The organism is Pseudarthrobacter sp. NamE2, from assembly GCF_005796205.1.
Classification (GTDB): domain Bacteria; phylum Actinomycetota; class Actinomycetes; order Actinomycetales; family Micrococcaceae; genus Arthrobacter.
Genome location: NZ_VAHN01000002.1, coordinates 130,246 through 152,254 on the forward strand (window position 1 = coordinate 130,246; position 22,009 = coordinate 152,254).

Genomic DNA, 22,009 nt, shown 5'->3' on the forward strand with positions numbered 1-22,009 from the left:
CGGTGTGCCGCGCTGTTGCGCGGCACACCGTTGTCGATGCTTACCAGGCGCCGACCTTGCCGGCGAGGCCGTTGAAGAAGGTGTTGAGGTTGCCGCCGAAGAGGGTGACGCCGGCGACAATGACGAGCGCGATGAGACCGACCAGGAGCGAGTACTCCGTTGCCGTGGCGCCCTTTTCGGAAGAGAAGCGATCCTTGACGCCAGCGACAAATGCCATCATCGAGACCATAAGAGAAGTCATTGTAATGTCCTTAATTCGGTGAAATGGATTGATTTGATTCCAACGAATTTCCAGCTGCCCCCATAAACATTTAGCGGCTGGACTTCGCTAAGAAGAGATTGTCATTCGGGGGTTAGTTGCAACAATGCGTAGTGGTACTCGACTTTTTCAAGGAACGCAAAATGTACGTACTTGAAACGGGCCCAGAGTACTCAGAGGCGAGGTGAGTACACGGAGTCACTACTTGGTTTGTGGTCTGCGCGCCGGGAAAGAGGCGCTTGAAGCTGCTACGCGAAGAAGAGCGCGGCGAACGCAGTAGCGCCAAGCATGGAGGGGCCGTGAGCCACTTCTGTCACCGTCTCGCTGCTCTTCCGGCGCAAAACGACCACTGTGATAAGGCCATTCAGGACGAACCCGAGGAGACCGCCATGGAGCAGATGACTCCAACCTAGGTACCCGAGGTACAGCCCGACCGGCGCTGCCAGCTTCACATCGCCCATGCCGATGCCGCCGGGCGAAATTAGTCCCAAAAGAAGGTACCCGGCAAACAAAATTGCGGCTCCCAGCACTGCCCGTAACAAATTGTCAGCTTGTTGATTGAGTATTCCGGGCGCCAAAAGCAGCAAAAGGCCGCCTGCGAGCAGCGCCAGTACAAGCGGGTTGGGCAGCAGATGCAGGGCAATATCAATTCGCGCGAGCTGCACCCCTAAAACGGCCAAGAAAATATATGCCGGCAGTCCGAGGCTGATTCCAATGCGCGCAGCAAAGGCGGCGCAGACAAGCCCGGTAAGAGCCGCCGTCGTGATTCTGACAGGAAGGGAGGGAAGCCTGCCCAGCCTGGGCAGGCGCCTTGCTATCAGGGCCTCCGTGGCAGGGGAAAGGACGCAACCTAGGAGTGCCATGGCCACGACCCAAGGCCACCATGAAGAGCTGTCGTAACCTGCTGCAAACACCGCGACCCCCTGCGTCCTCGGGCCGGCAGGCGCTCAAGCGGCATCCGGCTACCCCATTTTGACCCTGAACCCCTTATCGCGCTAATCTTGATAGTCGTTGTGCGTGTCCTATTCCGATGGCGCGTGCCCGTCTGAGAATCCGGTTGCAGGATAACTACTCGGCAGGCACATTCGGAACCTCAGGATGACTGGTACATAGAGTCCTCACCTCTGCTCCGGTAACGCGCAGATAGCAGGCGTCCACTTTCGTGTGGCGCCTAAACAAGAACGCCAGAACAAGAACGAGGCAAACACCGTGCGTACGTACACCCCGAAGCCCGGCGATATCAACCGCCAGTGGCACGTCATTGACGCCACCGACGTTGTCCTTGGCCGTCTTGCAAGCCAGACCGCAATCCTGCTGCGCGGCAAGCACAAGGCCACCTATGCATCCCACATGGACATGGGCGACTTCGTCATCATCATCAACGCTGAAAAGGTTGCCCTGACCGGCTCCAAGCTGGACCAGAAGCGCGCCTACCGCCACTCCGGCTACCCGGGCGGCCTGACCTCCGTCAACTACGCGGAGCTGCTCGAGTCGAACCCGGTCCGTGCCGTGGAGAAGGCCATCAAGGGCATGCTCCCCAAGAACTCCCTGGCTGCCCAGCAGTTGAGCAAGCTGAAGGTGTACCGCGGTGCTGAGCACCCGCACGCCGCCCAGCAGCCCAAGACTTTCGAAATCACCCAGGTCGCCCAGTAGTCCTGGCCACCAAACAACTTACTTATCCAAGGAGAATCGTGGCTCAGAACGAAGAACTGACCACCGAGGCCGTTGAGGCCGAGGAAAACCTGACCAGCTACACCTCTGAGAGCACTGCTGTTGAAGCTGCTCCCAAGAAGGAGCGCCCGGCCCTGACCGTTGCCGGCGCTGCAGTTGGCCGCCGCAAGGAAGCCGTTGCCCGCGTTCGCGTTGTGCCCGGCACCGGCAAGTGGACCATCAACGGCCGCGAGCTGGCGAACTACTTCCCGAACAAGCTGCACCAGCAGGACGTCAACGAGCCCTTCAAGATCCTCGATCTTGAAGGTGCCTACGACGTTATCGCCCGTATCCACGGAGGTGGCATCTCCGGCCAGGCAGGTGCCCTGCGCCTCGGCATCGCCCGTTCACTGAACGAGATCGACGTCGAGAACAACCGCGCCACCCTGAAGAAGGCCGGTTACCTGTCCCGCGACGCCCGTGTCATCGAGCGTAAGAAGGCTGGTCTTAAGAAGGCCCGCAAGGCCCAGCAGTACTCCAAGCGCTAAATTCGCTTGCACAAAAAGCCCGTCCCGCCATTGGCGGGGCGGGCTCCTTGCATCTAATCATGCAGCGGGCTCCTTAGGTCGTAAAGCCGCACACCGTCAAATTCTTGATGATTAAAGTTGCTTTCAATCCAAGTCACAACTGAAAGCGTATTGCTGCCTGCACTCCAGTGCAGGATTCCTGGTTGGTGGATGTAGTACCGAATGCTCCTGTCACTGACGTATTGCTGGAACACTGGCAGCGCCGGGAACGAATCCAAGGCTGAGAAACCGCCTATTGACATGATGGGGCGCTCGGTCGAAAGCTGATAAAGGGCAGCGTTTTCGCTGCCGGTCGTGGCTGCCGCCCAGCGCACGTCTGATTGCGCCGATTCAATGAGTGCGGCAATTTGAGGAATAACGGGCTCACCTCGCGCCAGCGCATATTTAGTCTTCTCACCTAGCCGGAGCTGCTCAGCGTCGCGCTTGTGCCAGCTTTCTGCGGTAGGGACTGGACCCGATATTGGAAACGAGCCCTGCTGGGGCGTTCGTATCGACTCTCCAATGAAGAGTCCAGGCACTAGAACTATTGATACGCCTGCGATGAGAAGCGAGATTTTCGTGGTGAGGGGTCTCGTTTCCGGTCGCGGTAGCAACAACACGCATGCTGAGGCAAGGGCTGCCAGCTTGATGGCGTTTGCGGCCCACGGGTTCCACCCGTGGAACCATGTGAGTATGCCAGAAGCAAGGAAAACGCAAACAAGGGTTGTGAATGCTGCTCCGCGTGCATAGGCAGCCTTTGTCCGTCTCGTCCAAGCTTGTTCGCAAGCGTGAGCCGACAGGAATGCCATGGGTAGGACGAGCATCGCTGTGTAGTAGGGGTGGATGTCCCCCGTCATGAAACTCACAATAGAAAAGGTTGTGGCGAACCAGATGAGGATGAGCGTGGCCGCGTAGGATTCAATCCTGGTATACCGACGGTTCCAGAGTCCGATCGCCATGGGGGCAGCCGCGGCAACTGCCAACGGAAGGTACCAAGCAATTTCGGGGGCATAATTTATGGTCACCAGTCTGATAAGACTTGCGTCGTGACCTACGACCCCGTCAAAGTCCTTCGGGTTCACAGCGCCCAGGCTCGTGTGGCCCGTTAGTCGACCCAGACCGTTATACCCAAACGTCAGTTCAAGGAAACTGTTTGTCGTTGATCCGCCAATCCACGGCCGGCTGGAAGGTGGTGTCAGTTCCACAGCGGCTATCCACGCAACAGCCGGTGTAAGCATCACGAGTCCGGCTAGCAGCAGGCGCCGGACTCGCATCATTAGGGTGTCGAACCCAAAGGCAAAGATTGAAGCAATGATTGCTGGCGCCAGTATCCAACTTTGGAACTGCTTGCATAAAAATGCCAGCCCCAAAACAAAAGCGGCTAAGTAAAGGTCTCGCGCCCTACTGCGCTTTACTGCACGCACTGATAAGTACACAGTTGCTGCCCAGAGCAGGAGCAACAAAGCATCCGGGTTGTTGAAGCGGAAAACTATCGATGTCACTGGCGTCAACACTACGAACAGCCCTGCCATGAAGGCCTGGCGCCGTCCTGCCCAGTTCAAGACTGTGCCATGCACGAGTAGTACCGTTGCCACACCCATTAAGGCCTGCGGTATCAGCACGCTAGCGAAACTTAGACCGAAGGCCTTGACAAACGAAGCCATAAGCCAAAGGTGAAGCGGCGGTTTGTCAACGCTGAGTCCGTTTCCCGCGTCGGCCGATCCAAAGAAGAACGCGGACCAGTCTTGGGCGCCGGCTTGCGCGGCGGCTGCGTAGTAGGGGTTCCCCCAACCGTTCACAGTAAGGTCCCAGGAGTAGACCGCAGCCGCCACGACGGCTAAAGCCATGGCGGGTAGGCTTTTCTGCCACCAACCGTAGTTGGTTGGGGTGCGAGGAACAGCAAGATCAGGAAGTGAGGTCATAAACGGTGACACCACCGATTACCTCCGAATTGTAAGTGGCGGTGACCCACTGCTGGATGGCAGTGAGTTCTTGACTATTGCCGGGCACTTCAAGCTGGTGAGGTTGCTCCACGAGGTAGCAGATGTCTCCCTGCTTCACCCAGTCCTTGAACTGTGCGAGTGTGGGGCTGGGATCGGTTGCTGCGAAGCCGCCAATAGCAATTACGGGGCGATCAATCGTCAATTGGTAGCGAGCCGCGGTCTGACCGGGATAGGTTGCAGCAGCCCAAGTGCACTCAGATGCCGTGTTTCGAAGAACATCCGCAAGCCGAGAGGGTGGCTCGAAGCCAACTGCTACGCCTGCCGCCCACGCAGGATCACTTTCCTTCACTCCTGCAAGAAACCGGCTGAGGCTGTTGAAACTTTTGGTGATGCCGCCGGACAGGGGATTAGAACCGCCCTGGACCCCTTGCAGGGTCAATGCCGAGCAGTAGAAAGGTCCGAGTAAGAGGGCAAATATTGCAAGTGCTCTCGCCGTTTGTGCTATCCAAGGTCTCGGGGCTCGAAGCGAAAGTGCTGCTGCAGCACAAAGACCGAGCAAAAACACCGCCGTGCCAAGCCACTCAGGAAAAGCAGAACTTAGCTGCCACATCGCCCGGGAGAAGATGAAGCTGGCTACAAGGACAGCCGCTACGCAAAGTCGCCCCGCAGGTGATGTCCTGCTCCAGGTGGCGTGCATCCCCAGGCCGAGGCACAGGGCCATGGGAAGCGCTAGAGAAGCAGTGTAGTAGGAGTGGAAACTATCTCCCATAAAACTAAGAACTACATAAGTAGTCAGCATCCAAACCAGTGAGGCGCAAGCCGTAATGGACTGCCGATGGTCGTAACTTCGACGAATGAGCTTCACCAGAATAACAACGCAAGACGCCAAAGCTGGCAGGAGGAGCCATCCAAGTTCCTGACCATAATTAACGTTGAACAACCGGAAGAATCCCGCGTCGCTGTCAACGCTTCGAAACTGCTCGGGAATAAGAGCAGTGGATGGAACATCACCTTGTTCTAGAACGCGTTCTATCCCGTTGTAGCCAAGAATCAGTTCAATGACGCTATTTGTCGACGATCCTCCGATGTAAGGCCGGTTTGAGTAGGGGGTTAGGTCCATGAATAACGGCCATGCTAAAGAAGCTGCAGATAGTAGTGAGCCTGCGCCGATAAGCACGAACAGGCGTTTTCGTAGACTATAGCCGGCGAACAGCAAGAACGTTATGACTATCGCAGGCAGAACCAAAAACGCTTGCAGCTGTTTCGTAAGGAAACCCAAAGAGAGCAATATGGATGTTAGGTAGAGGTATCTGTGACGCCCGGTTTCCGTGGCGCAAATACCAGCGTAAAGACCTGCCACCATCAGCAGAACCATTAGGGGATCGGGGTTGTTGTAGCGTGCCAGCAGGACCGTAATCGGAGCGAACGCGAACGCCGTAGCGGCGAATAGCGCCAGCCAAAAAGGAAAATGACGAGCCATCAGGCTGTAGACAAGAAACGTACTGACTACAGTTACCGCGGCCTGGGGCAGCATTATTGACCACGGACTGAGTCCAAAAACTTGTGCGGACAAGCCCATCAACCAAAGACTGAGCGGCGGCTTGTCAACCGTTATGGAGTTACCCCAGTCAGCCGACCCGAAGAGGAATGCCTGTGGGTCGTGCTGCCCAGCTTGAACTGCAGCCGAGTAATAGGCGTTTGCCCATCCGTTTCGATCGACACCCCAGACGTAAGTGGTGGCAGCAGACAAATGAAGGAACACCAGTGCTGATGCTTGCCAACGCCGGCCCTGGCTTGTCGCCTTGACTGTCGACGCGTCATCGCAGCTGGTTTCGGCAACACTCACCGAACTGCTTCCGTGGTCTGAAGTAGGGCTCCAAGAATCGTCGCTTTACTACTCTGCCGAACTCGGAACACCCACACTCGCAGGAGGACAAATCGCATCAGTGTGGCGAGGACATTTGCGGCCGTAAGAACGAGCAGTTCCAGATTTGGGGCGGCGTCGGGCTGTGCCGCGTGCAGAACCAACAGCGAGGACGAGGTTATGCTCCAAGCCAGCAGGAAGACGATGAGCCCCTGGAACTGTTGTGTGAACAGTTTTTCAGGTCCACTGATCCCGAACGTAAAGCGGCGGTTAGCAGCCGTATTTCCAACGGCTGTCAGAAGAAGCGCTAGGAAGTTTGCTTCCTGTGCACCAAACGGACCCTGCAGGATGAGGTAGAGCAGCGCAAAAGCAAGGGTTGAAGCAACACCCACGAGGCCGAAGCGCAGGACTTGTCCGAAGAAGCTCGGTCGGCCAACAGGCACAATCGGACGCCGGCCAAGCTCGGCATAAATGGCTTGTACCGGGATGACACCCTTGACCAGGGATCCAGCCACCCGTGCCATACCCCTAAGATCATCGATTGCCGTCTGCTTGATGTCCACCCTGCTGTCAGGATCATCCACCCAGTCCACGGGAATTTCATGAATTCGGAGCCCGGATCGCTCAGCGATGATGAGTAACTCGGTGTCAAAGAACCAGCCGTTATCTTCCACGTGCGGAAGCAGCCGTTTGGCAACATCGGCACGGATTGCCTTAAAACCGCACTGAGCATCCGAGAAACGCACCCGCATAGTCCGGCGGAGCAGGAAGTTATATGACCTGGAAATGAATTCCCGCTTGGGACCTCGGCTCACGCGCGAGCTCTGGCCCAGGCGCGTACCTATGGAAATGTCAGAATGCCCCGAAAGCAAAGGGGCAACCAGCGGCGGCAGCGCGGCCAGATCTGTAGACAAGTCCACGTCCAAGTAGGCGAGGACCTTCGCCTCCGAAGCGCCCCAGGCATCCCTCAGAGCCAGCCCACGGCCCTTAACTTCCAAACGGCGATAATCGACGTTCGGCATGTGCTCGCTGAGTCGAGCGGCAATCACCGGCGTCCGGTCGGTGCTTGCATTATCGGCGATGGTGATTTTCCACGTCGACGGCATTTCGTGTGTCAGATATTCGGCGAGCCTTGTGATGCTGCTTTCGAGTACCGCTTCTTCGTTGTAAACCGGTACAACAATTTCGAGCGCCAAGCCCCCATAGCTAGGTGTCATGCATGGATCGTAGGGGCCTCCAAATAGGCGTGGCGAGGGTTTTGGATAAAGACAGGTAGGGAAGGAAAAAACCAAGTAGTCCCAGTAATCTGCCCCTGCCGTGCACAGGTACCCAACAAGTAGAACAGGACGCAGTCGGGACACCTACGCAGGTCTCGCTACCCCCATCCTCTAGACTTGTCCGGTGCCTAGATTATTTGGAACTGATGGTGTCCGGGGGCTGGCCAACGGCCTGCTGACAGCAGAACTGGCTATGCAGCTGGCCCAGGCGGCCGCCGTCGTGCTCGGCCATGACCGCAACTCCAACGGCGGCCGGCCGCGCGCCGTGGTGGCAAGGGACCCACGCGCCAGCGGTGAGTTCATTGCAGCCGCAGTGGAAGCCGGGCTATCCAGCTCTGGCGTGGACGTCTACGACGCCGGCGTCCTCCCCACACCCGCGGCGGCCTACCTGGTGGCAGACCTGGAAGCTGACTTCGGTGTCATGATCTCGGCCTCCCACAACCCGGCACCGGACAACGGCATCAAGTTCTTCGCCCGCGGCGGCCAGAAACTTCCAGACGACGTGGAAGACGCCATTGAAGCCCAGATGAGCAAGGAAGCCGTGCGCCCCACCGGCGCCGACGTCGGACGGATCCAGCGGTTCTCGGACGCCGAGGACCGTTACATCGTCCACCTCCTCGGCACCCTTCCGCATAACCTCGAAGGACTCACGGTCGTCCTGGACTGCGCCCACGGCGCCGCCAGCGGCTGCTCGCCCCAGGTCTTCAAGGACGCCGGCGCCAACGTCATCGTCATCGGCGCCGAACCGGACGGCCTCAACATCAATGACGGCGTTGGCTCCACCCACCTCGGCCCGCTGAAGGAAGCGGTGGTCAAGTACGGCGCGGACCTCGGCATTGCCCACGACGGCGACGCGGACCGCTGCCTCGCCGTCGACCACGAGGGCAACGAGGTGGACGGCGACCAGATCATGGCCATTCTCGCCCTCGCTTTGAAGAAGTCCGGCAAGCTCAAGGACGACGTCCTGGTGGCCACCGTCATGAGCAACCTCGGCCTTAAGATCGCACTCCGCAACGCAGGCATCAGCATCCACGAAACGGCAGTGGGGGACCGGTACGTGCTGGAGGAGATGCGCGACGGCGGCTTCAACCTGGGCGGCGAACAGTCCGGCCACGTCATCTTCTCCGACTACGCCACCACCGGAGACGGCCTTCTCACCGGACTGCAACTCGCAGCCCAGGTAGCCCTGACTAAAAAGCCCCTTAAGGAACTGGCCACCGCGATGACCAAGCTCCCGCAGGTCCTCATCAACGTCAAGGGTGTGGACCGTACCAAGGTCGGCAGCAGCGATGTCCTGATCCAGGCGGTGGCAGCGGCCGAGGCAGCCCTGGGCGAGACAGGCCGGGTCCTCCTCCGCCCCTCCGGCACCGAACCGGTGGTGCGCGTCATGGTGGAAGCGGGCGATGAAGAGACCGCACAGTCCATTGCCGAGCACCTCGCCCAGGTTGTCCGGACCGAGCTCGCCCTGGAACTCGTGAGCGAGTAACAAAAGCAAAAGCGGCCCGCTTCCCTTCAAGGAAGCGGGCCGCAGCGGTTTACGCGGAGATCAGGAAGACCGGCTGCTCAGCGCATCCCGGATCTCGGTCAGCAAAGCAATCTGCGGGTCCTCGGCGGACTCCTTCTTGACGTCCAGGCCGATTCCCAGCCGCCGGTTCCGGCGCTCGATCATCAGGTTCATCGGCATCACGACCACAAAGTAGATGGCAGCGGAAATCAGAAGGAAATTAACGATGGCCGTGAGCAGCACACCGAACTCGATGGCGTTGCCGTTCAGGTCCACCCGGGCGAAGCTGTCAAAGTTCGGCGATCCCACCACCGCCGCCACAAACGGCATCAGCACGTTGTTCACCAGGGCCGTCACCACGGAACCAAAGGCAGTACCAATGACAACGGCGACAGCAAGGTCAACCACGTTGCCCTTCATGATGAAGTTCTTGAATCCAGTCAGCATGGACACCACGCTAGCCCATCGCATCACAGGTACCCTGGAGCCGGCCCCACGCCGAAGTACTCCTCCAGCGTAAAGATCCCGCGGTTCACCATGTCCGTCGCAGGCTCCACCCCGATGTACCGCAGGTGCCACGGCTCGTAGTAGTAGCCGGTAATCGGGTGGAACATCCACGGGTACCGCACCACGAATCCGAACCGGTGCCCGTTCGCCTTCGCCCACACCGCCGCCGGCTGGTCGGCGAAGCATGGCTGGAAGCCGCACACGCCCCCGCCGTCGGCGATATCGAACGCCCACCCCGTCTGGTGTTCGGAATAGCCCGGGCGGGCGCTGGCGGTGTCGGCGTCGGCCTGGCCTCGCGCGGCGACGTACCCGTTGTAGGTGGCCACCTGCGTGCTGTACGAGCGGTAGCCGCTGGCAAGCACCATTGACACGCCGTCCCGCGCGGCTGCCGCGAACATCGCCTCGGCCGCGCCCGCCGTCGTGCTGTTCAACAGCGCCGACTCGCCGGAAACGGTCATCGCGACGGCGGGGCGCACCAGGTCCGCCGGCGCGTACGCGGCCGGGACCAGGGGACGATGCTTGTTCACGATAAGCCACGGGCTGGCCGGGTCGGTCAGCGAAAACTGCCGCGGCAGCGCAGCGGATGGTGAGGGCGACGGCGGCGGTGCCGGTTCGGAAGGTGCGGGAGGCACCGTGGCGGCTTCCGCCGTCGGGGTTGCCGATGCGGTGACCGCCGCGGGGGAGGGGGACGCCGAAGAAGGGGACGACGACGGCGCCGCCGCCCTGGGTGCCTCCGGCGTGCAGGCGGTGAGTACGGTCAGCCCGGCGCCCGCTGCGAGGAAGCGGGCGAAGCTGCGGCGGCTGGGGTCAGAAGGCCCCGAGGAGGACGAACAGTCGTAGCACACCTGTGCTACACCTTCCGCAGCAGCATGCGGCGGATGGTGTGGTCCGCCTCTTTGGTGAGCACCAGCTGCGCGCGGCCCCGGGTGGGAAGGACGTTCTCCTCCAGGTTGGGCTCGTTAATCCGTTTCCAGATGTCCCGGGCGGTGGTCTCCGCTTCCTCGTCGGACAGGCTGGCGTACCGGTGGAAATAGGACTCCGGCTGCGCGAACGCGGTGCTCCGCAGCTTCCGGAACCGGTCCACGTACCACTCCTCGATGTAGGCCGTCTTGGCATCCACATAGATGGAGAAGTCGAAGAAGTCGCTCAGCGCCAGGCCCTGCCGGCCGTCATGCCGGGGACGCGCAGGCGCCAGCACGTTCAGGCCCTCCACAATCAGGACGTCCGGCCGGCGGACCACCACTTCCTTGCCGGGAACAATGTCGTACGTGACGTGTGAATACCAGGGTGCCCGGACTTCCTCGGCGCCGCTCTTGATCTCGCTCACAAACCTCAGAAGGGCCCGGCGGTCGTAGGACTCCGGAAAGCCCTTGCGGTCCAGCAGCTGCCGGCGCTTCAGCTCGGCCAGGGGATAGAGGAAACCGTCGGTGGTGATGAGCTCAACATTCGGGGTGCCCGGCCAGCGCCGCAGCATCTCCCGCAGCACGCGGGCAATGGTCGACTTGCCCACCGCCACAGAGCCGGCGACGCCGATCACAAACGGGGTGCGCTGGGTGTGCTCGCCCAGGAAGGTGGTGGTGGCGGCGTGCAGCTGCCCCGCCGCCTCAACATAGAGGTGCAGGAGCCGGGACAGCGGCAGGTAAACCTCCCGGACCTCGTTCAGGTCCAGGGGATCGCCCAGGCCGCGGAGACGGACAATGTCCTCTTCATTCAGAGGCTGTTCCATCTCGTCCGCGAGCCGGGACCAGGTTTGCCGGTCCAGCTCCACGAACGGGGAAACACCCTCTCCGTTCGCCTCGTTGCGTTGCAAAGTCACGTTAGTGATTCTGCCCCTCGCCCCGCACATAGCGAAATGGGACCCTGTTGTGGGCGCTGCCACAGCAGCCCGTCACGGCTGTCCCACAGTTTAGAGGTAGCACCTTGCAGCCGATAGTCTTGGGGCTATGTGTGGAATCGTGGGTTATGTGGGCCGTTCTGGGAACGGTGGAAGTCACAGTGCTTTGGATGTTGTCCTTGAGGGGCTGCGGCGCCTGGAGTACCGGGGCTATGACTCCGCGGGCGTGGCTGTGGTGTCCCGGGGGAGCATTGAGGCGCGGAAGAAGTCCGGGAAGCTGAGCAACCTGGTGGCCGAGCTGGAGGCCCGGCCGCTGCCGGAGACTGTTACCGGGATCGGGCATACCCGGTGGGCCACGCATGGCGGGCCGACGGACCGGAACGCGCATCCACACCTGGCCGACGGCGGGAAACTGGCCGTGATCCACAACGGCATTATCGAGAACTTCGCCGAGCTGAAGCTTGAGCTGCTGGACAAGGGCGTGGAGTTCGCCTCCGAGACGGACACGGAGGTGGCCGCGGCGCTGTTGGCGGACATTTTCCGGAACAAGCTGGGCGGGGACACGTCCGACGGCGGCCTGACCCGGGCGATGGAGCTCGCCTGCCAGCGGCTCGAGGGAGCCTTCACCCTGCTTGCGGTACATGCTGACCAGCCTGACGTTGTGGTGGCTGCCCGGCGGAACTCGCCGCTGGTGGTTGGCCTGGGTGAGGGGGAGAACTTCCTGGGCTCTGACGTGTCCGGGTTTATCGACTACACCCGCCGGGCGGTGGAGCTGGGCCAGGACCAGATCGTCACGATCACCGCGGACACGGTGGAGATCACCGACTTTTACGGCAACCCGGCCGAGGGCAAGGAATACCACGTGGACTGGGACCCTGCCTCTGCGGAAAAGGGCGGGTTCACCTCGTTCATGGAGAAGGAAATCCATGACCAGCCCGACGCCGTGGCGCAGACCCTGCTGGGCCGTTCGGACCTGGAGGGCAAGCTGACCCTTGATGAGCTGCGGATCGATCCGGAGCTGCTGAAGAAGGTCAACAAGATCATCGTGCTGGCCTGCGGCACCGCCGCCTACGCGGGGCTGGTGGCGAAGTACGCGATCGAGAACTGGTGCCGGATCCCCACCGAGGTCGAACTCGCGCACGAGTTCCGCTACCGGGACCCAATCCTGGACGGCAAGACCCTGGTGGTGTCCATCTCCCAGTCCGGTGAGACCATGGACACCCTGATGGCCGTCCGCTACGCCCGCGAACAGGGTGCGAAGACCATCTCGATCTGCAACACCAACGGCTCCACCATCCCGCGCGAGTCCGACGCCGTGCTCTACACGCACGCCGGCCCGGAGATCGCGGTGGCCTCCACCAAAGCGTTCCTGGCCCAGATCACGGCCGCCTACCTGCTGGGCATGTACCTGGCACAGCTGCGCGGCAACATCTTCTCCGGCCAGATCAGGGATGTGTTGGCGGACCTGAACAAGATCCCGGAAAAGATCCAGAAGATCCTGGACAACGCCGGGCCCCTGCGTGAACTCGCCCGGTCCATGGCGGACGAGAAGTCCGTGCTGTTCCTGGGCCGGCACGTCGGCTACCCGGTCGCGCTCGAGGGTGCGCTGAAGCTCAAGGAGATCGCGTACATCCATGCCGAGGGTTTTGCCGCCGGTGAGCTCAAGCACGGCCCGATCGCGCTGATCGACGAGGGCCAGCCGGTGTTCGTGATCGTCCCGTCCCCGCGCGGCCGCGAATCGCTGCATGCCAAGGTGATCAGCAACATCCAGGAAATCCGCGCCCGTGGCGCCCGTACCCTGGTCATCGCCGAGGAAGGCGACGAAGCGGTCAAGGCCTACGCCGAGCACGTCTTCTACGTCCCGGAAACCCCGACCCTGCTGATGCCGCTGCTGACCACCGTTCCGCTGCAGATCTTCGCAGCAGAACTCGCCGCGGCCAAGGGCTACGACGTTGACCAGCCCCGCAACCTCGCCAAAAGCGTCACCGTCGAATAAGTTCGCAGCGGGAAACCCCGGCCATGTCAGCCGGGGTTTCCCGCGTTTAAACAGTTTGTTTGCGTCACTTTTGCCCACGTCAACTGGCAAGGTCCGCGGAAACACGCGGTCCGTCCTTGGCTGACGATCCAAAAGTGAAGCATTCCTGCCGGCACCGTGTAAGGGCAGGGAACGTCGGAGGGTCACCGTAGAGTAGTGCCATGATCGTAGGCATTGGGGTAGACGTTGTTGACATCGAACGGTTCGGCCGCCAGCTTGAGCGCACGCCCGGTCTTCGGGACCGCCTGTTTGTCCCGGCGGAACGGGAACTGAACACCCGCTCGCTGGCCGCGCGGTTCGCAGCCAAGGAAGCAGTGGCCAAAGTCCTCGGCGCGCCGGCGGGCATGAACTGGCAGGACTGCTGGATCGGCCTCGACCAGAACGGTCCCACTGTCCAGGTCAAGGGCACAGTGCTGGCCGTCGCCGAGTCCAAGGGCGTCAAGCGCTGGCACCTGTCAATCAGCCACGACGGCGGCATCGCCACCGCCACTGTCCTGGCCGAGGGCTGACCTTGACCGCCGGAACCGTTCCAGATGATTAGCGCCTATACCGGCACGCAGGTCAGGGCGGCCGAGGAGCCGCTTCTCGCCGCCGGGCTGGGCGACGTTCTGATGCAGCGTGCGTCCCACGGCCTGGCCAACGCCATCATCACCGAACTTCGCTCCCGTCGCCGGCGCCTCTACGGCTGCCGCATCGTGGTGCTCGCCGGGAAGGGCAACAACGGCGGTGACGGCCTGTACGCGGCAGCGTTCCTCGCCGCCCGGGGCATGCGTACGACGGCGGTCCTCACCTCCGGTGCGGCCCATCCACAGGCGTTGGTTGCTTTCGAACGCGCCGGCGGACGTGCCCAGGAACTGACTGATGCGGCACTCGGCGCGTTGGCAGCGGAAGCCGCCGGCGCCGACGTCGTGATCGATGCGGTGCTGGGAACGGGGGCAAAAGGCGGGCTGCGGGGGAACGCCGCCGCCTTGGTCGACGCGGTCACCAAAGCCCGGAACGAGCCCGGGCAAGGTTTCGTGGTGGCCTGCGACCTGCCCAGCGGCGTGGACGCGGACACCGGCGAAGCTGCTGCGCCCGTCCTGGGGGCGGACCTGACCGTCACTTTCGGGGCTGCCAAGAGCGGGCTCCTGGCCGACCCGGGCGCCGACTTCGCCGGGCGGGTCCATGTGGTGCCCATTGGCATCGAAGGCAACTTTCCGCGCCCTGGCCTCCGCCGGCTTGAGGAGGAAGACCTCGCTGTGCTGCTGCCGCGCCCTGCCCGGCGCGCCCACAAGTACTCCCGCGGAGTGCTGGGAGTGGTTGCCGGATCCACGCAGTACCCCGGTGCTGCAGTACTGGCCTGCCGCGGCGCCCTGGCCGCGGGGGTGGGCATGGTGCGGTACCTTGGCCCGCCGGAGGTTGCGGACGTGGTGCGGCAGTCATGCCCGGAAGTTGTCTGCAGCACCGGCTCCGTGGCCGGCAACCGGGTGCAGGCCTGGCTGGTGGGTTCCGGTATAGGCCCCGACGACCACGACCAGCTCGCCCGGGCACGGGATGCTGTCCAGTCCGGGCTGCCCACCATAGCGGACGCCGGTGCGCTGCCCGCGCTCCCCGACCGGCTGGCCGCGCACGTGGTCCTCACCCCGCACGCCGGCGAACTCGCCGCGCTCCTTCAGCGGCTCGGCGGGACAGAGGACCGGGAGGCGGTGGAAGCCGCAACACTGGGCGCAGCCCGCCGCGCTGCCGAACGGACCGGGGCCACCGTCCTGGTTAAAGGGGCCACCACGCTGGTTGCCGCACCCACCGGGGAGGTCTACAGCCAGGCGGACGGCACCCCCTGGCTCGCCACGGCCGGCAGCGGCGACGTCCTCGCCGGCATCATTGGCGCGCTGCTTGCCCAGGCCGGAATTGGCGTCGAACTCTTCCCCTTTCCGGACACTGACCACGACAGCCGGTGGGCCGCCATTGCTGCGCTGGGAGCGGCGCTACACGGAAAAGCCGGGAGGTCGGCGTCGGATATCCGTTCCGGCGGTCCGATCACTGCTGGCGTAATTGCCGACGCTTTACCCCAAGTCTGGGGTAAAGTCAGCATGCTTAGTAACGTCGGTGGCAGGAAACGTAATAGTCACAGCCACCCGTTACGGTAGGCATAGTTCGCACCGGCGGCGGGGAGTGTTTGCCCGCTGCCGATCAATTAAGAGGAGCATTATGGAAGTCTGGCCTGGATCGGCTTACCCCCTGGGCGCCACGTACAACGGAACGGGCACGAACTTTGCCCTGTTCAGCGAACGAGCCGAGAAAGTGGAACTGTGCCTTTTCGACGACGACGGCGAGGAAACCCGCATCACGCTTGACGAGGTGGACGGCTACGTCTGGCACTGCTACATTCCGCAGGTCCAGCCCGGCCAGAAGTACGGCTACCGCGTGCACGGACCCTACGATCCCGCGTCCGGCAACCGGTTCAACCCCAACAAGCTCCTGCTGGACCCCTACGCCAAGGCCATCCACGGCCAGGTGGACTGGGACCCCTCGCTGTTTACCTACAACCTTGGCGACGAGGACTCGGTGAACAACGAAGATTCCGCCAAGCACATGATGCTCGGCGTGGTCACCAATCCCTACTTTGACTGGGAAGGCGACCAGCAGCTGCGAATTCCGTACCACCAGTCCGTCATCTACGAGGCACACGTCAAGGGCCTCACCCAGCTGCACCCGGACGTGCCGGAGGAACAGCGCGGCACGTATGCCGGCGTGGCCCACCCGGCCGTCATCGCGCACCTGCAGAAGCTCGGCGTCACCGCCATCGAACTGATGCCCGTGCACCAGTTTGTCAATGACGGCACGCTGCAGGACAAGGGCCTGAACAATTACTGGGGCTACAACACCATCGGCTTCTTCGCGCCGCAGAACACGTACAGCTCCACCGGGGATACCGGCCAGCAGGTCCAGGACTTCAAGGCCATGGTCCGATCCCTGCACCAGGCCGGCATCGAGGTCATCCTCGATGTGGTTTACAACCACACCGCGGAAGGCAACCACCTGGGCCCCACTCTGTCCTTCAAGGGCATCGACAACGCCGCCTACTACCGCTTGGTTGAGGACGACCAGCGGTACTACATGGACTACACCGGCACCGGCAACTCGCTGAACGTCCGGCAGCCGCACTCACTGCAGCTGCTCATGGACTCCCTCCGCTACTGGGTCACCGAGATGCACGTTGACGGCTTCCGCTTCGACCTCGCCTCCACCCTGGCCCGCGAGTTCTACGACGTGGACAAGCTGTCCACCTTCTTCGAACTCATCCAGCAGGACCCGGTGGTCTCGCAGGTCAAGCTGATCGCGGAACCGTGGGACGTCGGCCCCGGCGGCTACCAGGTGGGCAACTTCCCGCCGCAGTGGACCGAATGGAACGGCAAGTACCGGGACACGGTCCGCGACTTCTGGCGCGGCGAGCCCGCCACTTTGGGCGAGTTCGCGTCCCGCATCACCGGTTCGGCTGACCTCTACGAGCACTCCGGCCGGCGCCCGGTGGCGTCCATCAACTTCGTCACCGCGCACGACGGCTTCACCCTCGCGGACCTGGTGTCCTACAACGAGAAGCACAACGAGGCCAACGGCGAGGGCAACAACGACGGCGAATCCCACAACCGCTCCTGGAACTGCGGTGTCGAAGGCCCCACGGACGATCCCGAGGTGCTGGCGCTGCGGGCCCGGCAGCAGCGTAACTTCATCGCCTCGCTGCTCCTGTCCCAGGGCGTGCCCATGATCCTGCACGGCGACGAGATGGGCCGCACCCAGCAGGGCAACAACAACGGCTACTGCCAGGACTCCGAGCTGACCTGGATCAACTGGGAGATTATCGACCAGCCGCTGGTGGAGTTCACCGCAGCCGTGAACGCCCTCCGCGCCAAGCACCCAACGTTCCGCCGAAGCCGGTTCTTCGACGGCCGCCCGGTCCGCCGGGGCGAAGGCGAACGCCTCCCGGACATCGTCTGGCTGGACCCTTCCGGGGAAACCATGCTGCCCGAGGCCTGGGACAACGGGTTCGGCCGGTCCGTGGGCGTCTTCCTGAACGGTGACGGCATCCAGGGCAAGGACAGCCGCGGCCGCCGGATCACCGACGTCAACTTCCTGTTGTACTTCAACGCCCATGACGACACCGTGAAGTTCACGCTGCCCTCGGACGAATATGCCAAGGCCTGGGACATCATCATTGACACCGCCGGGCAGAACGCGGACACCAAGCCGGTCAGCGCCGGCGAGCCGCTGCCCGTGGAGGCCAAGTCCCTGGTGGTGCTCCGCGCGCACAGCGAGCCTGAGGCGGAGCCGGACCACTCTGTGGCAGCCTCCCTCGCGGCGTTGACACAGTCCACCACCAGTGAAGCGGAGTCCATCAGCACCCCAGTAGTGGCAGAGCCCGGCAAGACCACTAAGATCGGGGCTCGGAAGGACCGGAAGAAGTGAGAGCGCCCGCGTCCACGTACCGGTTTCAGATCCGCCGCGAGTTCACACTGTTCGACGCCGCCGAACAGGTCCCGTACCTGAAGTCGCTTGGGGTGGACTGGGTGTACCTTTCACCCATCCTCACCGCCGAGCAGGGCTCGGACCACGGCTACGACGTGACCGACCCCTCTGCCATCGACCCCGACCGGGGCGGGCCGGAAGGGCTGCTGGCACTGTCCCGCGCTGCACGGGAGCACGGCATGGGCGTCCTGGTGGACATCGTTCCCAACCACGTGGGCGTGGCCACGCCGGTTCAAAACCCGTGGTGGTGGTCCCTGCTGAAGGAGGGCCGGGAGTCGCCGTACGCCGAGGCATTCGACGTCGACTGGGACCTGGGCGGCGGAAAGATCCGACTGCCCATGCTCGGTTCGGGCGAGGACCTGGACAAGCTGACCATCGAGGACGGCGAACTCCGGTACTACGACCACCGCTTCCCGTTGGCGCCAGGCACGTATTCCGAGGGAGACACCCCGCAGGAAGTCCACAGCCGCCAGCACTATGAGCTGATGGACTGGCGCCGGGCCGATGCCGAACTCAACTACCGCCGCTTCTTTGCGGTTACCACACTGGCCGGGATCCGGGTGGAGAACCCACAGGTCTTCGAGGAAGCCCACGCCGAGATCGGCCGCTGGTTCCGTGAGGGCCTGGTGGACGGGCTCCGCGTGGACCACCCGGACGGCCTGGCAGACCCGGGCGGCTACCTGCGCTGGCTCAAGGACCTCACCGGCGGCGCCTACGTCCTGGTGGAAAAGATCCTGGAACCCGGAGAGGTGCTCCCCGGCGACTTCGCCTGCGAAGGAACCACCGGCTACGACGCCCTGGCGGATGTGGACCGGGTGTTTGTGGACCCGGCCGGGCAGGGCGCACTTGATGCCCTGGATGCGGAGCTGCGCGGCACGTCGGAGCCGGCGGACTACGCGGAAATGATCCGCGGTACCAAGCGCATGATCGCCGACGGCATCCTTCGGTCCGAGGTGCTGCGCCTGGCCCGCCTGGTGCCGGAATCCTACGGGCTGCCGGTTGAGCAGGCGGCGGACGCACTGGCCGAAATCATCTCCGCCTTCCCGGTCTACCGGACCTACCTGCCCACCGGCGCGGAGATCCTCAAGGAAGCCTGCGAAGCCGCAGCCGGGCACCGGCCGGAGCTCGCGGTTGCCGTGGGAACGCTCCTGCCCTTGCTGCTGGAGCCGGCCAACCCGATCGCGGTCCGCTTCCAGCAGACCTCCGGGATGGTCATGGCCAAGGGCGTGGAGGACACCGCCTTCTACCGCTACACACGCCTGGGCACCCTGACCGAAGTGGGCGCCGACCCCGCCGAGTTCGCCGTTTCGCCCGAGGAGTTCCATCACCGGATGCGCCGGCGGCAGGAGGAACTGCCCCTTTCGATGACCACAATGTCCACCCACGACACCAAGCGCAGCGAGGACGCCCGGGCACGGATTTCCGTCATCGCCGAACTGCCCCAGGAGTGGACGTCCACGCTGAACACCCTGCGGGAACTGGCCCCGGTCCCGGACGGCCCGTACGAGAACCTGCTCTGGCAGGCTATCGTCGGGGCGTGGCCGGCCAGCCGTGAGCGGCTTCAGGGCTACGCATTGAAGGCAGCACGTGAAGCCGGAAACTCCACCACATACACGAAGCCCAATGAGGATTTCGAGGCGCGGGTGAAGGCTGCGGTGGATGCTGCATTCGACGATGCGCGGGTGAACAAGGCGGTGGAGGACTTCGTGGCAAGGATCGACGCCCACGCCGCCTCCAACTCGCTGTCCGCGAAACTGGTCCAGCTGACCATGCCCGGTGTGCCGGACGTTTACCAGGGCAGCGAATTCTGGGAACGGTCCTTGACTGACCCGGACAACCGGCGGCCGGTGGACTTCGCCCTCCGCCAGGAGGAGCTGGCAAGGATCGACGGCGGCACAATGCCGGCGGCGGGGACCGAGGCCAGCAAGCTCCTGGTCACCTCCCGGGCACTCCGCCTCCGCCGGGACCGGCCGGAACTGTTCCAGGGCTACAGCCCGGTGACGGCTGCTGATGCGGCCTCCGCGCACCTGCTCGCGTTTTCCCGCGGCAGTGGTGACGGCTCCCCGGGAGCGCTGACCCTTGCCACCCGGCTCCCCGCCGGGCTGGAGGCCAAGGGCGGCTGGCATGACACCGCCGTCGAACTTACCGTTCCCATGCGTGACGAGTTTACGGGGGCCAGCTACGGGCCGGGCTCCGTTTTGGTCGGCGATGTGCTGGGTACCTACCCGGTGGCCTTGCTGGTACCGGTGGATGGAGAAAACGCATGACTTTGGTCAATGGTGGTCCCGAGCGCTTCGACGTGTGGGCGCCTAATGCCACGTCCGTGATCCTGTTGGCGAACGGCCGGCAGTACCCCATGTTGCAGAAGGAGACGCAGCCCGGTGCGGAGGGCTGGTGGACAGCCCCAGACGCCCCGGCCGAGGGCGAAGTGGACTACGGTTACCTGCTCGACGGCGACGGCCACCCGGTGCCGGATCCCCGGTCCCGGCGCCTGCCGAACGGGGTTCACCAGCTGTCCAGGACCTTCGACCCCGCTGCCCATTCCTGGCAGGACTCCGGGTGGGCAGGCAAGGAGCTCAAGGGTTCGGTCATCTACGAGCTGCACGTCGGTACGTTCACGCCGGACGGAACCCTGGACGCCGCGGCGGAAAAGCTGGGCTACCTGGCCGGGCTCGGCGTCGACTTTGTGGAACTGCTGCCTGTCAACGGTTTCAACGGAACCCACAACTGGGGCTATGACGGCGTCCAGTGGTACACCGTGCACGAGGGCTACGGCGGACCGGCCGCGTACCAGCGCTTTGTGGACGCGGCGCACGCTGCGGGGCTGGGCGTCATCCAGGACGTGGTCTACAACCACCTCGGACCCAGCGGCAACTACCTGCCCAAGTTCGGCCCCTACCTGAAGCAGGGCGACGCGAACACGTGGGGCGACTCCGTCAACCTGGACGGACCCGGCTCGGATGTGGTGCGCGAGTACATCCTGGACAACGCCGCCCTGTGGCTGCGCGACTACCACGTGGACGGGCTCCGGCTCGACGCCGTGCACGCCCTGCGGGACGAACGCGCCGTGCATCTCCTCGAGGACCTTGGTGCCCTTGGCGACGCCGTGGCCGCGGAAACCGGCCTGCCCAAGACGCTTATTGCCGAGTCGGACCTCAACAACCCGCGGCTGCTCTACCCGCGGGACGCCAACGGATACGGGCTGGCCGGACAGTGGAGCGACGACTACCACCACGCCGTCCACGTCAACGTCAGCGGTGAAACCACCGGGTACTACGAGGACTTCCAGTCCCTCGCGGTCCTGGCCAAGGTCCTGAAGGACGGGTTCCTCCACGACGGCAGCTACTCCAGCTTCCGCGGCCGGCACCACGGGCGGCCCATCAACACATCCCTGGTGCACCCCGCGGCGCTGGTGGTGTGCAACCAGAACCACGACCAGATCGGCAACCGGGCCACGGGGGACCGGCTCTCGCAGTCGCTGTCCCACGGGCAGCTGGCCGTGGCGGCGGTGCTCACCCTCACCTCACCCTTCACTCCCATGCTGTTCATGGGTGAAGAGTTTGCCGCCAGCACACCCTGGCAGTTCTTCACCTCCCACCCGGAACCCGAGCTCGGCAAGGCCACCGCGGAAGGGCGCATCAAGGAATTTGAGCGCATGGGGTGGGATCCCGCCGTCGTGCCTGACCCGCAGGACCCGGAAACCTTCACCAGGTCCAAGCTGAACTGGGATGAGGCAGCATCGGGCGACCATGCCCGGCTGCTGGAGCTCTACAAATCCCTGGCAGCCCTGCGCCGCACGCACTCCGAGCTGGCCGGCCTTGGGTTTACGGAAACGGATGTTTCGTTCGACGACGACGCAGGCTGGCTGCGGTTCCGCCGCGGCAGCGTTGAGGTACTCCTCAACTTCTCGGACGCCAAGGTTCGGCTGGACAGCGTTTCCGGGACCGTCCTGCTGGCGACGGACGAAGGGATTGGCCTGGAAGGAGAGGCCCTCGCCCTGGCGCCGTGGAGCGCGGCCATTGTGAAGTACTGAACCCGGTTGAAATGACGCCGCGGGCTGGCAGTAG

General features: G+C 63.3%; 17 protein-coding genes. 9 read left to right on the top strand and 8 right to left on the bottom strand.

The window, feature by feature from the left end; translation table 11 throughout:
• Positions 1-40: 40 nt before the first annotated feature.
• Together FDW83_RS03575 and FDW83_RS03580 are read right to left on the bottom strand one after the other, a co-directional pair.
• A complete protein-coding gene (locus FDW83_RS03575; RefSeq protein ID WP_045729605.1) occupies positions 41-241 on the bottom strand; it encodes a Flp family type IVb pilin in 201 nt (66 codons plus the stop codon).
• Positions 242-507: 266 nt separating this feature from the next.
• Positions 508-1,122 (bottom strand): prepilin peptidase, encoded by a 615-nt coding sequence (locus FDW83_RS03580; RefSeq protein ID WP_138136460.1) that lies wholly within the window; start codon positions 1,120-1,122, stop codon positions 508-510.
• Positions 1,123-1,468: 346 nt separating this feature from the next.
• Here FDW83_RS03580 and rplM point away from each other — a divergent pair, with 346 nt between their 5' ends.
• Both rplM and rpsI read left to right on the top strand, forming a co-directional pair.
• Positions 1,469-1,912, top strand: a complete 444-nt coding sequence (gene rplM, locus FDW83_RS03585; protein WP_058266544.1) for a 50S ribosomal protein L13 — start codon at positions 1,469-1,471, stop codon at positions 1,910-1,912.
• 38 nt (positions 1,913-1,950) lie between these two features.
• A complete protein-coding gene (rpsI, locus tag FDW83_RS03590) occupies positions 1,951-2,457 on the top strand; it encodes a 30S ribosomal protein S9 (protein WP_138136226.1) in 507 nt (168 codons plus the stop codon).
• A 53-nt stretch (positions 2,458-2,510) separates the two neighbouring features.
• Here the strand turns inward: rpsI and FDW83_RS03595 are convergent, their stop codons facing one another.
• The 3 genes from FDW83_RS03595 to FDW83_RS03605 are packed head-to-tail and all read right to left on the bottom strand — an operon-like array spanning position 2,511 to position 7,499.
• Complete coding sequence (locus tag FDW83_RS03595) at positions 2,511-4,322, bottom strand: glycosyltransferase family 39 protein (RefSeq protein ID WP_171027434.1); 1,812 nt, start codon at positions 4,320-4,322, stop codon at positions 2,511-2,513.
• A 58-nt stretch (positions 4,323-4,380) separates the two neighbouring features.
• On the bottom strand, positions 4,381-6,264 hold the full coding sequence (locus tag FDW83_RS03600; protein WP_138136228.1) for a glycosyltransferase family 39 protein: 1,884 nt from the start codon (positions 6,262-6,264) through the stop codon (positions 4,381-4,383).
• Positions 6,261-7,499 (bottom strand): bifunctional glycosyltransferase family 2/GtrA family protein, encoded by a 1,239-nt coding sequence (locus FDW83_RS03605; RefSeq protein WP_138136229.1) that lies wholly within the window; start codon positions 7,497-7,499, stop codon positions 6,261-6,263. The genes FDW83_RS03600 and FDW83_RS03605 overlap by 4 nt, the downstream gene beginning before the upstream one ends.
• Positions 7,500-7,683: 184 nt before the next feature.
• Here FDW83_RS03605 and glmM point away from each other — a divergent pair, with 184 nt between their 5' ends.
• Positions 7,684-9,045, top strand: a complete 1,362-nt coding sequence (glmM, locus tag FDW83_RS03610) for a phosphoglucosamine mutase (protein ID WP_138136230.1) — start codon at positions 7,684-7,686, stop codon at positions 9,043-9,045.
• A 60-nt stretch (positions 9,046-9,105) separates the two neighbouring features.
• Here glmM and mscL read toward each other — a convergent pair whose 3' ends face one another.
• From mscL to coaA, 3 genes are read right to left on the bottom strand one after another with little or no spacing between them, the layout of a single operon-like run.
• Positions 9,106-9,510, bottom strand: coding sequence for a large conductance mechanosensitive channel protein MscL (gene mscL / locus FDW83_RS03615; protein WP_138136231.1), 405 nt, complete (start codon positions 9,508-9,510; stop codon positions 9,106-9,108).
• Between the two features lie 23 nt (positions 9,511-9,533).
• On the bottom strand, positions 9,534-10,415 hold the full coding sequence (locus tag FDW83_RS03620; RefSeq protein ID WP_138136232.1) for a D-alanyl-D-alanine carboxypeptidase family protein: 882 nt from the start codon (positions 10,413-10,415) through the stop codon (positions 9,534-9,536).
• 5 nt (positions 10,416-10,420) lie between these two features.
• The gene (gene coaA / locus FDW83_RS03625) at positions 10,421-11,416 is read right to left on the bottom strand and encodes a type I pantothenate kinase (protein ID WP_171027435.1); all 996 of its coding nucleotides are present in this window, start codon (positions 11,414-11,416) and stop codon (positions 10,421-10,423) included.
• 97 nt (positions 11,417-11,513) lie between these two features.
• On the opposite strand from coaA, the gene glmS reads away from it, so the two are divergent.
• The 6 genes from glmS to treZ all read left to right on the top strand — a co-directional run bounded on the left by glmS (position 11,514) and on the right by treZ (position 21,975).
• The gene (glmS, locus tag FDW83_RS03630; RefSeq protein WP_138136234.1) at positions 11,514-13,400 is read left to right on the top strand and encodes a glutamine--fructose-6-phosphate transaminase (isomerizing); all 1,887 of its coding nucleotides are present in this window, start codon (positions 11,514-11,516) and stop codon (positions 13,398-13,400) included.
• Positions 13,401-13,600: 200 nt separating this feature from the next.
• Positions 13,601-13,948 (top strand): holo-ACP synthase, encoded by a 348-nt coding sequence (locus FDW83_RS03635; protein ID WP_138136235.1) that lies wholly within the window; start codon positions 13,601-13,603, stop codon positions 13,946-13,948.
• A gap of 24 nt (positions 13,949-13,972) precedes the next feature.
• The gene (locus FDW83_RS03640; RefSeq protein ID WP_138136236.1) at positions 13,973-15,565 is read left to right on the top strand and encodes an NAD(P)H-hydrate dehydratase; all 1,593 of its coding nucleotides are present in this window, start codon (positions 13,973-13,975) and stop codon (positions 15,563-15,565) included.
• Between the two features lie 61 nt (positions 15,566-15,626).
• Positions 15,627-17,882, top strand: coding sequence for a glycogen debranching protein GlgX (gene glgX, locus FDW83_RS03645; protein ID WP_138136237.1), 2,256 nt, complete (start codon positions 15,627-15,629; stop codon positions 17,880-17,882).
• Positions 17,879-20,209, top strand: coding sequence for a malto-oligosyltrehalose synthase (treY, locus tag FDW83_RS03650; RefSeq protein ID WP_138136238.1), 2,331 nt, complete (start codon positions 17,879-17,881; stop codon positions 20,207-20,209). Before glgX ends, treY begins: the two co-directional genes overlap by 4 nt.
• On the top strand, positions 20,206-21,975 hold the full coding sequence (treZ, locus tag FDW83_RS03655) for a malto-oligosyltrehalose trehalohydrolase (RefSeq protein ID WP_138136239.1): 1,770 nt from the start codon (positions 20,206-20,208) through the stop codon (positions 21,973-21,975). The genes treY and treZ overlap by 4 nt, the downstream gene beginning before the upstream one ends.
• The last annotated feature ends 34 nt before the right edge of the window (positions 21,976-22,009 follow it).